The following is a 15,052-nucleotide window of genomic DNA, read 5'->3' on the forward strand; positions in this document are numbered from 1 at the left end:
GTTATATGAGATATTTCGGAGTTTATTTTAGTTTAATAGGATTACTTTTGGCAAGTAATGTATTTGCGGAAACGCTTGTTACTCCAGAAAAAGAAAGTTTTGAATCACTCGCCAAAGAAATGGCAGAGATCAAAACCTCACTTGCAGAAACAAAACTTGCTTTGGAAACCACAAAACAAGAAGCAAATTGGGTGTGGACTTGTATTGCTGCCTTCCTTGTATTTTTTATGCAAGCTGGTTTTGCCTATGTGGAAGCGGGATTCACTCGAGCTAAAAATGCAGTAAACATTCTAATGAAAAACTTTTCCGACCTTACGGTGGGAGCTATTGCCTATTGGCTCATTGGATTTTCGATTATGTTTGGTCCTCAAATTGTGAGTGGATTTGGAATTGGACTTCCGTCATTTGCTGAATCTCTCATCAATGCAGAAGATGGAAGTATGGATCCTTCCAAGTATACATTTTTTATCTTCCAGATCGTTTTTGCTGCTACAGCTGCAACGATTGTTTCCGGTGCAATGGCAGAACGAACTAAATTCTCCGCATATCTGATCTTCTCTGTGGTGATCACTGCTTTCATCTATCCTGTGTTTGGTTCATTTGCTTGGGGGAGTTTACTTGGGATCTCAACTGGTTTTCTTGAATCTTTAGGACTTGGTGGTGGAGAAGGCGTTGGCTTCCATGATTTTGCTGGTTCAACAGTGGTTCATAGCATCGGTGCTTGGGCAGGGCTTGCAGGTGCGATTGTAGTTGGACCTCGTATGGGTAAATTCCAATCCGATGGACGAGTGTATCCAATTCTTGGTCATAATATGTCGATGGCAGCACTAGGTGTATTTATTTTATGGTTTGGTTGGTTTGGATTTAACCCTGGTTCGACGACTTCGATCGAGGGAGGAAGTTTTGCTAAAATAGCTGTTGTCACTCATATGGCTGCTTGTGCCGGTGCGATTAGTGCGATGGTTCTCACTTGGTATTTGTTCAAAAAACCAGAAATTGGTCTCACTCTCAATGGTGGTCTTGCAGGCCTTGTTGCGATCACGGCACCTTGTGACAATGTCAGTATCTTCGGTGCCGTTCTCATTGGACTTGTGGCAGGAGTCCTTGTCATCATCTCCGTTCTCTTTTTAGACAAACAAAGGATTGATGACCCTGTGGGTGCAGTTTCTGTTCATGGTGTTTGTGGTGCATGGGGGACTATGGCTTACGGTCTTTTTAGCCTTGATACAGGCCTCTTTTATGGTGCAGGTTTTGCCCAATTCGCGGCACAGGCCATTGGTGTTGTGACAGCATTTTTCTGGGCATTTCCCGTGAGCCTATTGGTATTTTATTTGATCAAAAAAACTGTTGGCCTTCGGGTTTCGGAAGAAGAAGAATTATTAGGATTAGATATTTTGGAACACGGAAACGAAGCTTATCCCGTTTCGAAATAGTCCTTGACCCTAGATTTTCTCTATGGGGAAGTCTAGGGTGTGTTTCGTTTTTTTCTATTTTTACTCCTTTTTTGTTATGGTTGTTTTGAATACGAGGAGACCATTCTCTTTCGTAAAATGAGTTCTGGAACGGTTGAAATTTCCTATACCGTTCCACTCAAAAAAGATTCCAACGAATCTCTAATAAAATTTTTGCCTACTTCGAAAGAAGAAATACTAACGTCTGTTAAAAAGAAATCAAATAACAATTTGCAAGTAAGAGATTTTACCTTTCGAGAATTAGAAAAATCAGAAACAACTGATATGTATTTCAAACGAAAAGGAAAGGTTTCCTATAAATTGGATTTTGAAGATCCAGTTCACCTAGAGGGTGTTCTCATCGGTACATTTTCGATCAAACAAAAACCAAGATCTTTGACTGTCAAAAGAGACTTCCCCAATCTTACGGACAATGCTATTCTTGATTCCAGTGCTGGAGAGAAAAAAATCATTTCGGAAACCTCACGTTTGTTAAGGGAAGGTAAGATCCAATTCAAAGTTCTGTTTCCGAAAGATTCTGAATGTAGTTCCAATCGTGGTTTTATTGGACTTGGTAATTTGGTCTACCAAATCCCATTACAAGAGACTTTAGAAAATCCAGATACAAAAACCTGGGAATACAAAATCCGGTTTTTTTAAATTAGAGTAGTCCCAAACTCCTGGCGGTTTGGATGAATAAGGCAAAACCATCTAAATTTTTTTTCTCGGGAATATAGTGTAACTCTTGTTTGAGATAACGCTCAGTTATGGCAATAGGAAGTCGTTTTTCTTCGCTGATGATGGTTGGAAGTTCTTTGAGTCCATACTCGAGTGCTTTCAAAAAGATTTGGTTGTCCCATTCTTTTCCTTTTGGATAAGCCCAAAACGCAAAACAAAAATAAAGTCCCGTGATTCGATTCCACCACTCGGCTAGGTCAATGGCGCGGTTTCCATCGATAGGGGTTTGTAAAAGAGCATGGTCTCCAAATAATAAATGAGAACCAATCCCTGAATCCATCATTTTGGAAATTTCACGAGCATCAGTGGGAACTACTTCGATTTTTTTCCCATATTCCAAATGGAATAAACATTGTAATAAACAAACACTGGACCTTGAACCTTTGTCTGTGTAAACAATATTGGGAATCCCTGGTTCTGTTTGATTTTGGAAGAATAAAACAGAACGCACGACGTCACGAGCACAAACTCCTACAATCTTTGTATAATCAAATTTGTCTTTGTTTCGTTCACATTCGATGGAAGAAACTAGCGCACAGTCGAGTTCTCCCTGTTTTAATAGTTCGATGAGGACACTTGGGTTCTCATACACGGGGGTAAATTCAGGGGACTTTTCAAAATAGAGGGTAAGTGGGCGTGCATTTAGGTGTTTTACGATACCAATCTTCAAGAAGCGACCTCCATTGGAAAAAACAACTTGTCAGAATCAAAAAACTCTGTTGAATCTTCGTGAGGGCAAATTGGACTTTCGAACATCTTTAAACACAATCGGTGATGCCGAGTTTGAATTCATCAAAAATTTAGTGTACAAACAAGCAGGAATTTTCCTTGCTCCGCACAAAAAAATCATGGTGCAGTCTAGACTCAACGCAAGGTTACGTACACTTGAGATCCAAAGTTTTGAGGATTATGTGGCGAAACTCAAAATGGATCAAAATTTTGCGACCCAGGAAATGCAAGAACTCATCAATCGCATAACAACGAATAAAACAGATTTTTTTCGTGAAAACCACCATTTTGAATTTTTAAAAAACGATTATTTCCCTCAGTTGGAAAAAGAAGCCCAAGAAACAGGGGCTTCAAAAAATTTGCGCATCTGGTGTTCTGCATCTTCCACAGGAGAGGAACCTTATTCGATCGCAATCACAGTGTATGATTATTTCCAAAACAAACCAGGTTGGAATTGTAAAATTTATGCATCCGATATTGACACCCAAGTACTCACCACTGCCAAAAAAGGTGTCTACCGGGATGATCGATTGGAACCTGTCTCTGAAACATTGAAGAAAAAACACTTCAACCAATTCACCGAAAAAGACCATGTGTTTTATGAAGTAAAACCTCACTTGAAGGCGCTCGTTGACTTCCGTCAAATTAACCTTCTGCATTTTCCTTTTCCGATCACGGACAAACTTGACTTGATCTTCTGTCGGAATGTAGTCATTTATTTTGACAAGCCGACACAAAAAACTTTGTTCCAAAATTTTGAAGTGAGTTTGAAACCGAAGGGGTATTTGATTTTAGGCCATTCAGAAACAATGTTTGGAATCTCTGACCAATTCAAATTTCTTGGCCATACGATTTACCAGAAAAAACAGTGAAGGTTTACCCTTCTTCTTTCGACCAAAGAGTCTTTAGGTCTTCCCACATTTGGTAGGGTTCATAGATGACAATCCTTGTATTGGAAAGAACATCTAAAAATCCTGCTTCATTCGGAAACCTAGGTACAATGTGCTCATGGATGTGTGGGATGGAACCACCACTGTTTTTTCCTAGGTTGTACCCTGTGTTAAAACCTTGTACCTTCCATTGTTTTTCTAAGATCCTCATTGTTTTTTGGGTGAGGATGTGGATGTCCAATGCTTCTTCACTAGTCAATTCCAAATAACTGATGATGTGGCGTTTTGGGAAAATGATGATATGGCCAGGATTGTAGGGAAATAAATTGATGGATACGATGGAAAGTTCTGTTTCCGCAATGGTTAAGTTGGGAACGATTTCGTTTTTGTCTCTGACACCACAAAGGATACATTCCACATTGGGTCTGTCCCCTTTGGCATAACCCAATTTGCCGACACTAAAGAGGTTTTTTCGTAAAGAATGTTCTTCATAGGAACTCATGGATACTTTCAATCTCAGAGAAGGATTAAAGGATTGCAAGGATTTTGACAGCTATACAGTAAGAAAGTAACAGTGTTAGAATCTCCCCACATACCAGTCCTACCGATCGAAGTTATTTCCTTATTACAACAGGCACAAAATCCAAACCCAATGTGGTTTTTGGATGGGACTGCTGGAGAGGGTGGCCATTCCAAACTGATCTTAAAAACCTTCCCTGAAGCAAAACTCATCCTGATCGACCGTGATGCCGTTATGTTAGAACGGGCAAAAAAAGAAATCCAAAAGGAAATTGGTTCACTAGACAGGGTACATGCCTTTCAAATGAACTTTTCAGAAGTGGACCGCACTTTACTCGAGGAAGTTGGTTGTTCGGGTCTTGATGGAGCCCTTGTGGATTTAGGAGTTTCACTTTTCCATTTTCTGCATTCAGGACGTGGTTTTACCTTTAAAAACGAGGAACCATTGGATATGCGCCTGGAACCTCAAGTAGGTCAAAAAACAGCTGCCGATGTTGTGAATTATAGTTCGGTCTTACATTTAAAAAAAGTATTTTGGGAATACGGGGAAGAACGTTGGGCATTAAAAATTGCAAATAACATCGTACAGTCGAGACACAAAAAAAAATTCGAAACCAACACTGATCTTGTGAAACTCGTCGAAGCTTCCATCCCAAGAAAATTTTGGCCTAAGGAATCACATCCTGCGACTCGTATTTTCCAGGCACTTCGCATTGAAGTGAATGAAGAATTAATCCATGCTGAAAAGGGAATTCGTTCACTTGCAAACTGCCTACAAATTGGGGGAGTTCTCACATGTATTTCTTTCCATTCTTTGGAAGACAGAATTGTCAAATGGACATTCCGGGACTTAAAAGCGACAAACGAATTCGAAATCCTTACCAAAAAACCGATCTTACCGACTTACCAGGAAATCAAAGAAAACAGAGCCTCTCGGTCAGCAAAATTAAGAGGTCTTCGAAAAATTGAACCGATAAAAGAAAGTAGATGGGAAAAATGAGCCTTTCATTAAAATCGTTCCCCAAAATGGTTTTCGAGTTTTTGGAGCCACTCCAAGGACTCGTTTTGTTGTTCCCATTTTTAGGTTTTTTTTTCTTCCATGTTTGGCAAGGATTGGAAAAGGCCAAATTACAAAGGTATATCCATGAACGTACGACCACCAAAGAAGAGTTAAAGCGTAAGAATGACGAATTAAAAATTGGAATTGTATCGTATACCTCTGCAGAACGAATTGAAACTTTATACAGAAGGACCTATCAATTTTTACCCATCAGTCTTGGCAATCGAACCGTAACCATCGAACTTCCACCGATACCGGAATTACCTTCTAAATCAAATCCATGAAACTCATTGATATCCTAAAAAAAATTCCAGAGATTAAACTCATTAAAGGAGAGAGTGAAGTTTTAATTCACTATGTTTGGGCTGATAGTCGCAAACTGACTCCGAGTGATATTTTTGTCCTTCCTATGGGAAGTGATGATGTATTAGAATCTTATTTACAAATGGCTCACAAGTTGGGTTGCCAAGTGGTTTTGGTTTCCAAACGAAATTTAAAATTAAAGAGTCTTAGTTTATTTTCCACTCTACTGGAATCAGATGAGCCGTTAGGTGATCTACATGGAAAATTAGCATCCTTACTCTTGGGATATCCTTCCAAAAAATTAAAAATCATTGGGATTACTGGTACAAATGGAAAAACTTCCTTAACCTTCATTTTGTTCCATATTGCAAAAAAATTAGGTAAAAAAGTTGCTCTTATTGGTACAGTCCAAATCCAAATTTTAGATCGTATTTTAGAATCTGGTTATACCACACCGGATGCTTCTTCCCTTAATTTATTACTCAAAGAGATGGTAGAAGAAGGTGTGGAATATGTATTCATGGAAATGAGTAGCCATGGATTAAAATTGGGAAGGGTTTCTGGTCTTGAAATTACTTGTGCTGGATTTACGAATTTAACTCAGGATCATTTAGACTTCCATGAAAGTATGGATGATTATTTTGAAAGTAAATTTAAAATCTTTCAATTACTCGAACAGTCATCGGTAAAAAATAAATTCGGACTTGTTGCGGGAGATGTATCCTTTGGTGACAAAATGATCCAAAGGATAAGAGAATCTAATTTAAAATCACCCATCTATATTCTAGGTAAATCTGGAGAATTTCATTATAGTAACACAAAACTTTCGTTATTGGGAAGTGAATACAGATTTCATAAAAAGGAAAAAAATCTTCCTTTTATCGAGGTGAGAACTGTTCATACAAACTTACTCGGTAATTTTAATGTTTTTAATACGGCTTTTGCAATGTCCATTGCATACGAACTTGGGTTTCCCTGGGATGATGTGGTAAAAGCAGTGGAAACAATTCCTACAGTTCCTGGACGTTTTCATGTAGTTCCATTTCCTGACAAATCTCGCATTGCGGTGGTTGATTATGCTCATACACCAGATGCTTTGGAGAATATCTTAAAGAGTTGTGTTGAAATTCGACCAAAACAACTCATATGTTTGTTTGGATGTGGTGGTGATCGTGACCGAACAAAACGTCCGCAAATGGCTAAAATTGCCGAAACTCTAGCTGATTATGTGATATTAACATCTGACAACCCAAGAACCGAAAATCCTGAAATGATTCTCGATGAAATTGAAGCAGGTTTTTCTCGTGGTTTCAAACGGTATGAAAAAATTACAGACCGAAGCCTTGCCATTAAACGAGCTGTTTCCTTTTTAGAAAAGGATGGAATTTTGGTAGTGGCAGGAAAAGGTCACGAAACATACCAAATCCTTGGAAAAGAGAAAATTAAGTTCGTTGATTTTGAAGAAATAGAAAGTGCATTTTTAAATTTAAACACCTAACGATAGAGGATAGAGTATGTTCCAATGGATTTATGAAACATTTGGTAATGATTATGGTTTTTTAAGAGTTTTTAGTTATGTAACTCTCCGTGCAATGATGGCAGGGCTTACTTCTATGTTTATCACATTTATTTTTGGGAAATCACTCATTTCCTTTTTATTATCCTTAAAATTTCGTGAGTCTGTGAGAAATGATGGGCCACAATCCCATGCAACCAAATCAGGAACACCTACAATGGGGGGATTGATTATGATTTTATCATTAACCATCTCTACTTTGTTATGGGGCAATTTAACCAATCTAAATGTTATTTTACTTTTAATCTCTGCCATCCTATTTGCTGGACTTGGATTTACTGATGATTATATGAAGTCTGTAAAAAAAATCAAAGGTGGGATGAGAGCAAGGACCAAATTTGTTGTCACAATACTATTTGCTGTGACAATCACTACCTTATATTTTTATTATACTGGCAAATCCAATACAAATCCGCAAAAAGGAATCATTTTTACAATTACTGATTTGTTTTTACCTTTTGTGAAAGGTCCAGTTTGGAATTTAGGATTTTTGGCTGTTCCATTCGCAATACTCGTGTTAATCGGGAGTTCTCATGCAGTAAATTTGACAGATGGATTAGATGGATTGGCATCTGGCACGGTTGTGATTTCAACAGCAACATTTGCACTTATCTCATATGTATCAGGCACTCCCTCAGCTGCCAATTATTTGCACATTCCTTATTTACCAGGTTCTCACGAATACTCTGTTTTCCTTGCTGGACTCTCAGGTGCTTTACTTGGATTTTTATGGTTCAATTGCCATCCTGCACAAGTGTTTATGGGAGATACAGGATCTCTGTTTTTAGGTTCGACTCTTGGGCTTGTGGCTATCATGTTAAAAAAAGAAATTTTACTCGTGATCCTTGGTGGCATTTTTGTGGCAGAAGCTGTTAGTGTCATTTTACAAGTAGGATCATTTAAATTAACTGGAAAAAGAATTTTTAAAATGGCTCCTCTCCACCATCATTTTGAGCTTTCCGGTTGGTCAGAAGAGAAAGTGGTCATTCGATTTTGGATCATTGGGATCATCCTTGCCATTATCACTCTCTCTACATTGAAAATCCAATAATGGAAATATTTCGTTCCATACGAAATTTATTGCGATTTGGTTCGTCTCGTTTTGACGGACCATTACTCTTTTTCATGTTTTTACTTTTTGGAATGGGAATCATCGTGATGTTCAGTGCTTCTGTGATTCCAGCCGAAAGAGAGTTTTCCGATTCCTATTATTATTTAAGAAAACAATTGTTATGGGGTGCAGTAGGAGTCGTTTTATTTCTTATTTTCTGCCAAATACCATACCAATTTTTGGTTAAATGGTCATTTGTTTTTTCTCTCCTTAGTTTATTATTACTTGTTGCTGTTTTCATTCCTGGTTTGGGTAAGTCTGTTGGAACAAGTTACGGGCGTAGTTTTAACCGTTGGATCCAAATTGCGGGATTTCAAATCCAACCTTCAGAATTTTCGAAGATCAGTATTTTGCTTTTTGCTTCTTACTTCTTTTATAATTTTGATTTTAAAAAAATCAAATGGGATCAAAAGAAGATCGTTTCCTTGGTTGTTATCTTTTTAACATTACTGCTCATTGTGATTGAACCTGCATTTGGAACGACAGTTGAGTTACTACTAGTTCTTTTTTTCTTTGTATTGTTAGCTGGTTTCCCAATGAAACGATTGTTTATTTTAGGTGCATCAGTGATTCCACTTTTAGTTGTACTTGTGACACAAGTAGGTTACCGTAAAAAAAGACTCGAGATATGGCTCGATCCTTATAAGTTTCGGTTTGATGAAGGGCACCAATTGGTTACAAGTTTTCGTGCTTTTTTTGATGGTGGAACAAGTGGAAAAGCGATAGGAACAGGTTATGCCCACAGGTATTTAGCTTATAGCCATACAGACTTTGTATTGTCTTCCTATGTAGAAGATTTTGGTTTTGTTGGATTTTGTTTTTTTCTTTTGGTTGTTTTGTTTTTGATGGTTCGAATTTTTCTACTCTTACAAAGAACGAAAGATAAATTGGGTTACTTCTTAGGTGCGGGGATACTAATTTTATTTGGATTCCAAACCATTTTAAACTTATTTGTGATCACAGGAATTGTGCCCGTGACAGGAATTTCTCTTCCTTTTTTAAGTTATGGTGGTTCTTCCTTACTTACAATTTTTATCCTTTTCGGAATTCTTGCCAACATTACGTGTAAAGAGAATTTGGTCGTATGAGTGGATCGATAATGATTGCAGCGGGTGGAACAGGTGGGCATATCTCACCGGGTGTAGCACTCGCAGAAATTTTAAGTGAAAAAGTAAATGTGTTTGGTTTTGAGTCTGTATACATCCATTCACTTGTGCGGAACCAAAACAATCCAGACCTTTTAAATCCTCCTTGTGAAGTGATTTGGCATAATATCCCCCAATTGGGAGGAATCAAAACGATTCTTTATCCTATTTTATTCATTTTACCATTTATCAAAACAATTATTGTATTTCGAAAGTTAAACGTAAATGCGGTCATTGGAATGGGTGGGTATTCCAGTTTGCCTGCAATTCTATATGCCATCCTTTTTAGAAAACCTTTGTACCTTTGTGAACAAAATTGTGTTCCTGGGAAAATCACTCGTGTATTTGCGAAATTTGCCAAAAAAATTGCCTTTAGTTTTCCTATTGTAGAAGAATTTAAGATACCAGGGAAAATCATTGGAAATCCCATTCGTAAACGTGTAGTTCCAGAACATCTAAATATCCGCCAAAATGAAAATCTACATGAGGGTAAAAAAAACACTATCAACGTTCTTGTATTAGGTGGATCACAAGGTGCAAGACAACTAAACCAAATGATTCTTAAGGCAATGGAAAATTCGGAAATTGCATCTAAGTATAAGTTTCGATTATTAACAGGTACAAACCTTTATGATGAAACAAAGAAAAAAGCGAATGATGATGCAGAAATTATATCATATGCCAATGACATGAAACCAAATTATGAGTGGGCAAATTTAGTAGTTGCAAGGTCTGGAGCAGGTGTTGTTGCAGAGTGTTTGGTTTTTGGTTTGCCCATGATCTTAATCCCGTATCCATTTGCAGCTGATAACCACCAAAAGGCAAACGCCAATTATCTGGAGAAAGAAGGTGCAGCAGTCACGATTCATTCAACCAGTGAGGATCCAACACAACTTGTAAAATTTCTATTATCATGGAAGGATCATTCTGAAGTGTTACGAGAAATGGGTCACGTTAGTTTAGCACTATCCAATGTAAATGCAGCTTACCAAACGGTTTCATATTTTTTTTCGGAAACTAAATAGGCCTTAGCAATGATAAAGGGTCCAGTATTATTTTTAGGAATTGGTGGTAGTGGAATGTCGAGTTTAGCTCATATGGCACTCGATTTAGAAATCCCGGTCATCGGATACGATCAAAAAAATTCTGATATTACTGATTATTTGAAAGAACGTGGAGTGGTTTTATACCATTCTATTGAAGAAATTCCTTTAAATGGAATTCAAATGGTTGTCTACAGTTCCGCTATCAATGACAAACATAAAGAAGTTTTCAATCGTATCAAAGAACAAAACATTCCTTTGAAACATCGATCTGAGTTCATGCACTTACTTGTTTCCAAACAAAAATCCATTTCGGTTGCTGGTAGCCATGGCAAAACTTCTACTACAACCATGGTATCTCAAATTTTAACGGAAATGGGGCTCAATCCAACCATCATGATTGGTGGTGATACCAGTTTGTTACAAAAAAGAGGTGGGAAAATTGGATCAGGTGTTTACGCAGTCTATGAATCAGATGAATCAGATGGTACTTTTTTAAAACACAAAGCCAATTTCCGTCTGCTTACAAACATTGATAATGATCACTTGGACTACTATCATACCCGAGAAAATCTGGAACAAGCATTCCTAACATACATGGGATTTGATGTTCCTGGAGAAGCTGTATTATTTGCAAATGATCCAGGCATTACGTCTGTCTTAAAATCAAACTACAAAACGATAGTTTTTGATAAAGAATTTCACCTCAATATCCTAGTATCAAAAGAACAAACTTACGAAGAATGGTTTCAATATTTAGATTCAAATTACCAAAATCAAATGACTGTCATTGAATATGAAATCACTTCTGATTGTTTGTATTTTGTATTTGAAAATGTCAAATATTCACTTACCTTACCTTACCCTGGTATCCATTATTTAACCAATGGACTCGTTGCCATGACTTGTGCTTTAAGATTAGGAATCATTCCGACAAAATCGATTGAAATCCTCTCTCGATACATTGGAGTCAAACGAAGACAAGAAATTCTTGGAACTTGGAAAGGTGTAACTGTTATCGATGATTATGGTCATCATCCTACAGAGATTCGTATGGTAATCCAATCCTTAAAAGAGAAAAATAAGGCAAATGGGAAACTCCATGTTGTTTTCCAACCACATCGATATACCAGAACCAAATTATTGTTAAATGAACTTGCGGATTCACTATTGGGTGCAGATTATTTATACCTATTACCCATTTATTCAGCTGGAGAAACTCCGATTGATGGGATCTCATCGATGAGTTTTTTACCGTTGGTAGACAAAACCAATACTGTTTTTTTGAGTGGACTTGTGAAGGAAGATTTAAATGAAATCCAATCTAAATTACGGAAAGGTGATATACTGCTTTGTTTGGGAGCCGGAAATGTTAGAGATTGGGGAACTTACTTATTAAATCATCAAAATTAAAATTTTCGATTATAACTCATGGAATAGGGGATTTACTTCTTCCAGGGTTCCCTTAAAATTCATATGACCCATTTTTCTGCCTGGTTTTGCTTCTTCTTTACCATACAGATGCAAACGGTACCGATCGTCTTTTAAGAGTTCCTCAGTGATTTTCAAACTTTCATGATACTGATTACCCAATATATTTTTCATTAAAGTTGGCTTCGGTCTAACATCTGTTGGTGGAACATTTCCGGAAATTGCTTGCACATGAAGGTAAAACTGAGAAAAACTTTGACAATCTTGTGTATAATGACCAGTGTTATGTGGTCTTGGGGCAAATTCATTTAAGTACAATAAATTGTCTTTTACAAAAAATTCTACACCCATCGTTCCTACATACTGTAAGGATAGAGCAAGCTTAGAAGCAAGTTCAATCGATTCTAAATTAAGTCCAATTGGGATCCTAGCAGGAAAAATTGATAAATCTAAGATATGATGTTTGTGTTCATTTTCAACTGCACCATAACAAACAATGTCTCCATTTTGGAAACGAGTTAAAATGATACTAATTTCTTTCTGAAATGGAATCACTTCTTCAATCAAGTATTCAGAACCTTCGTTTTGGAAAGCTTTCTCTAAAAAAACTTTGTAATCAGTTAGGTTCTGAATTTTCACTTGTCCTTTGCCATCATAACCAAAACGCAAAGTTTTAATGATCCATGGAAATGGAATTGATACCTCAAATTTTGAAGTCTCTTTGGTTAAATGAAAAAATTCAGCAGTTCGAAAACCAAGTTTGCGGAAATGTGATTTTTCAAGAAAACGATCCTGTGCAATGATGAGTGCTTGTGCTTGCGGATAAACAGGAGTATCCGTTTGTTGTTTTAGAAACTCTAAAGTTGGTTTGGGAATATTTTCAAATTCAAAACTTAATACATCAATATTCCTCAGAAATTTTTTTAAATCAGCAGTAGATTCGTAGGATGCAACTGTCTCTTTTGCTCCAACTTTCTGTGAAGGTGAATTTTGATCTGGTGAATAACAATAAAATTCGTGACCAAGCGGAATTGCTTCCAAACACATCATTTGCCCTAATTGGCCCGAACCCAATACACCAAGTTTCATTTCAATTTCCTAAACCAATTGGTCATTTTTCGAAAGAGCAGAGACCCGATTTGTATTCGCATATTCTTCCAGTTTTTTAGAAAGTTTTGGATCCAGTAGAGAAAGGATACGAACCGCAAGTAAACCTGCATTCGCTGCACCGCTGGTTCCAATGGCAAGTGTTCCTACTGGCACTCCTTTAGGCATTTGTACGATTGAAAGTAAACTATCCATTCCATTTAAAGCTTTTGATAGTATTGGCACACCTAATACGGGCAATGTGGTTAGGGAAGCTGTCATTCCAGGAAGATGAGCAGCACCACCAGCACCTGCAATGATAACACCAAATCCATTTTCCTTTGCATTTTTTGCAAAATCAAACATTCGTTCAGGCGAACGGTGAGCGGAAACAATTTCCTTCTCAAATGGAATACCAAATTCAGTCAGGATTTCACAGGTTTCCTTCATGGTATCCCAATCAGAATAAGATCCCATAATCACTGCAACTTTTGGTACTAGGTTTGTCATACGTTGAATCTAAAAAAACCTATTTCGCAATCAACCTTTAAATGATTCAAGTTCAGAGGTAATTTCTTCCATTTTCATAGACCTAGATCCTTTGATTAAAATCACAGCACCTCTCGGAATCTCATTTTTGATATAAGAAATGATACCTTGTTTATCCTGAAAATATTTTCCGCGTGAAAACTGTTTTACCATAGGAATTGTATCTTCGCCAAATGCGAGTAAGGTTCCTTTACTCGTTTTTTCCAATTCTTTCCCAACTTTTTCATGATAATATTTGGAAAATTTTCCAAGTTCCTTCATTGTCCCTAAAACCCAAACAATTTCCTTTCCTTGGGCATATTGCAAACTTGCATCAATACTGGATAAAACAGACTCTGGGTTTGCATTATAACTATCATCAATGATCGTAAAATAACCTTTTTTGATGTTGAGTCGTTTGTTTGGACTTTTGTATGATTGGATTGTTCTTTTCATTTGGTATTCAGGAATTCCAAAAAAAGAACCTACAGCGATCATACCACGTACATTACTGAGAAGTTTGGAACCAGGAATTTTCCAATGAATGATTTCCTTTTTCCATTGTAGTTTAAATCCATTTTTTTCGATCGAGTTGATTTTTAATTCAGGATTTTTTGCATGTTTCCAAACAACCATTTTTACATTTTGTTTTCTTGATTTCTGTTTGATACGATCCAAAAAATCCAAATCATCTGGTACAAAGAGTACTCCAGATGCCCTTAATCCCAAGATAATATCAGATTTTTCCTCTGCAATATTCTCTCTCGATTTTAGATTTTCAATATGTGCTGAACCAATATTGGTGATTAAAGCATGAGTAGGTTCTGCAATTTTTGATAATCTTTCTATTTCCCCTCGGTGGTTCATACCCATTTCACAAATAACAACTCTTGTTGATTCCGTGATCCGGAAAAGAGTAAATGGGACACCAATTTCGTTATTGTAATTTTTTTCTGTTATCACAATGGAATTTGAATCCAAATAGGAAAAAAGACCACCTAATAGATCTTTTGTGGTAGTTTTACCTGAGGAACCAGTGATGGCAATGATTGTTGGGTTAAAACGATTTCTGTGGTAATTTGATAGCTTCCCTAAAGCAACTAAAGTATCTTTGACAAAAATTGCTTTTTTTTGGTCTTCCTTTGAAAGTGTTTTGAGAATTGGATGATTTTTCTCACACAAAAATCCAGAAGCTCCGGCTTTCAATGCATCTGCAATGAACTGATGACCATCTCTTTCTGCACGAAGAGGGACAAAAACTGTGTCCTTTTTGATTTCCCGAGACGAGGTTGAAATCCATCGAAATTTTGGATTCTTTGGGTTCTCCCAATCTGGTTTCATCGAAAACAAACTTAGAATAGTTGACAGGGAATATTCAAATGGTGCGATCATAGCTTCTAAGCCAGATTCTCCAAGAAAGAAAGATTTTAAAGAAAAACTTA

The 15,052-nt window shown here is 37.0% G+C and carries 15 protein-coding genes; 10 read left to right on the top strand and 5 right to left on the bottom strand.

Going from position 1 to position 15,052, the window contains the following annotated elements; all coding sequences use genetic code 11:
- Window positions 1-5 precede the first annotated feature (5 nt).
- Together CH354_RS08345 and CH354_RS08350 are read left to right on the top strand one after the other, a co-directional pair.
- A complete protein-coding gene (locus CH354_RS08345; protein ID WP_100726847.1) occupies window positions 6-1,433 on the top strand; it encodes an ammonium transporter in 1,428 nt (475 codons plus the stop codon).
- Between the two features lie 39 nt (window positions 1,434-1,472).
- Window positions 1,473-2,111: an LIC11874 family lipoprotein gene (locus tag CH354_RS08350; RefSeq protein ID WP_100726846.1), complete on the top strand. Its 639-nt coding sequence runs from the start codon at window positions 1,473-1,475 to the stop codon at window positions 2,109-2,111.
- A gap of 1 nt (window position 2,112) precedes the next feature.
- Here the strand turns inward: CH354_RS08350 and CH354_RS08355 are convergent, their stop codons facing one another.
- Window positions 2,113-2,859 carry a menaquinone biosynthetic enzyme MqnA/MqnD family protein gene (locus tag CH354_RS08355; protein WP_100726845.1) on the bottom strand — a complete coding sequence of 249 codons (747 nt, stop codon included), beginning with the start codon at window positions 2,857-2,859 and terminating at the stop codon, window positions 2,113-2,115.
- A 70-nt stretch (window positions 2,860-2,929) separates the two neighbouring features.
- Between CH354_RS08355 and CH354_RS08360 the strand changes: the two genes are divergently transcribed.
- Window positions 2,930-3,790 carry a CheR family methyltransferase gene (locus CH354_RS08360; RefSeq protein WP_100726945.1) on the top strand — a complete coding sequence of 287 codons (861 nt, stop codon included), beginning with the start codon at window positions 2,930-2,932 and terminating at the stop codon, window positions 3,788-3,790.
- Between the two features lie 4 nt (window positions 3,791-3,794).
- Here the strand turns inward: CH354_RS08360 and CH354_RS08365 are convergent, their stop codons facing one another.
- Window positions 3,795-4,310, bottom strand: coding sequence for an HIT family protein (locus CH354_RS08365; RefSeq protein ID WP_100726844.1), 516 nt, complete (start codon window positions 4,308-4,310; stop codon window positions 3,795-3,797).
- A gap of 72 nt (window positions 4,311-4,382) precedes the next feature.
- Here CH354_RS08365 and rsmH point away from each other — a divergent pair, with 72 nt between their 5' ends.
- The 7 genes from rsmH to murC are packed head-to-tail and all read left to right on the top strand — an operon-like array spanning window position 4,383 to window position 11,978.
- Entirely contained in the window at window positions 4,383-5,327 is a 945-nt protein-coding gene (gene rsmH, locus CH354_RS08370) for a 16S rRNA (cytosine(1402)-N(4))-methyltransferase RsmH (RefSeq protein WP_100726843.1), read from the top strand.
- Window positions 5,324-5,671, top strand: coding sequence for a hypothetical protein (locus tag CH354_RS08375; RefSeq protein WP_165780338.1), 348 nt, complete (start codon window positions 5,324-5,326; stop codon window positions 5,669-5,671). The genes rsmH and CH354_RS08375 overlap by 4 nt, the downstream gene beginning before the upstream one ends.
- Window positions 5,668-7,188, top strand: a complete 1,521-nt coding sequence (locus CH354_RS08380; RefSeq protein WP_100726841.1) for a UDP-N-acetylmuramoyl-L-alanyl-D-glutamate--2,6-diaminopimelate ligase — start codon at window positions 5,668-5,670, stop codon at window positions 7,186-7,188. Before CH354_RS08375 ends, CH354_RS08380 begins: the two co-directional genes overlap by 4 nt.
- Before the next feature lie 16 nt (window positions 7,189-7,204).
- The gene (gene mraY, locus CH354_RS08385; protein WP_100726840.1) at window positions 7,205-8,317 is read left to right on the top strand and encodes a phospho-N-acetylmuramoyl-pentapeptide-transferase; all 1,113 of its coding nucleotides are present in this window, start codon (window positions 7,205-7,207) and stop codon (window positions 8,315-8,317) included.
- Window positions 8,317-9,465, top strand: a complete 1,149-nt coding sequence (locus CH354_RS08390; RefSeq protein ID WP_100726839.1) for an FtsW/RodA/SpoVE family cell cycle protein — start codon at window positions 8,317-8,319, stop codon at window positions 9,463-9,465. Before mraY ends, CH354_RS08390 begins: the two co-directional genes overlap by 1 nt.
- Window positions 9,462-10,547, top strand: coding sequence for a UDP-N-acetylglucosamine--N-acetylmuramyl-(pentapeptide) pyrophosphoryl-undecaprenol N-acetylglucosamine transferase (locus CH354_RS08395; RefSeq protein ID WP_100726838.1), 1,086 nt, complete (start codon window positions 9,462-9,464; stop codon window positions 10,545-10,547). Before CH354_RS08390 ends, CH354_RS08395 begins: the two co-directional genes overlap by 4 nt.
- Window positions 10,548-10,556: 9 nt before the next feature.
- Window positions 10,557-11,978, top strand: coding sequence for a UDP-N-acetylmuramate--L-alanine ligase (gene murC, locus CH354_RS08400; RefSeq protein ID WP_243396019.1), 1,422 nt, complete (start codon window positions 10,557-10,559; stop codon window positions 11,976-11,978).
- Window positions 11,979-11,987: 9 nt separating this feature from the next.
- On the opposite strand, the gene CH354_RS08405 is transcribed toward murC, so the two are convergent.
- Genes CH354_RS08405 through CH354_RS08415 form a run of 3 tightly spaced genes read right to left on the bottom strand, consistent with a single transcriptional unit; the run spans window position 11,988 to window position 15,002 of the window.
- Complete coding sequence (locus CH354_RS08405; RefSeq protein ID WP_100726837.1) at window positions 11,988-13,085, bottom strand: 5-(carboxyamino)imidazole ribonucleotide synthase; 1,098 nt, start codon at window positions 13,083-13,085, stop codon at window positions 11,988-11,990.
- Window positions 13,086-13,094: 9 nt separating this feature from the next.
- Entirely contained in the window at window positions 13,095-13,592 is a 498-nt protein-coding gene (gene purE / locus CH354_RS08410; RefSeq protein ID WP_100726836.1) for a 5-(carboxyamino)imidazole ribonucleotide mutase, read from the bottom strand.
- Between the two features lie 30 nt (window positions 13,593-13,622).
- Window positions 13,623-15,002, bottom strand: coding sequence for a UDP-N-acetylmuramoyl-tripeptide--D-alanyl-D-alanine ligase (locus CH354_RS08415; protein WP_100726835.1), 1,380 nt, complete (start codon window positions 15,000-15,002; stop codon window positions 13,623-13,625).
- Between the last annotated feature and the right edge of the window lie 50 nt (window positions 15,003-15,052).

The organism is Leptospira levettii (assembly GCF_002812085.1).
GTDB lineage: Bacteria > Spirochaetota > Leptospiria > Leptospirales > Leptospiraceae > Leptospira_A > Leptospira_A levettii.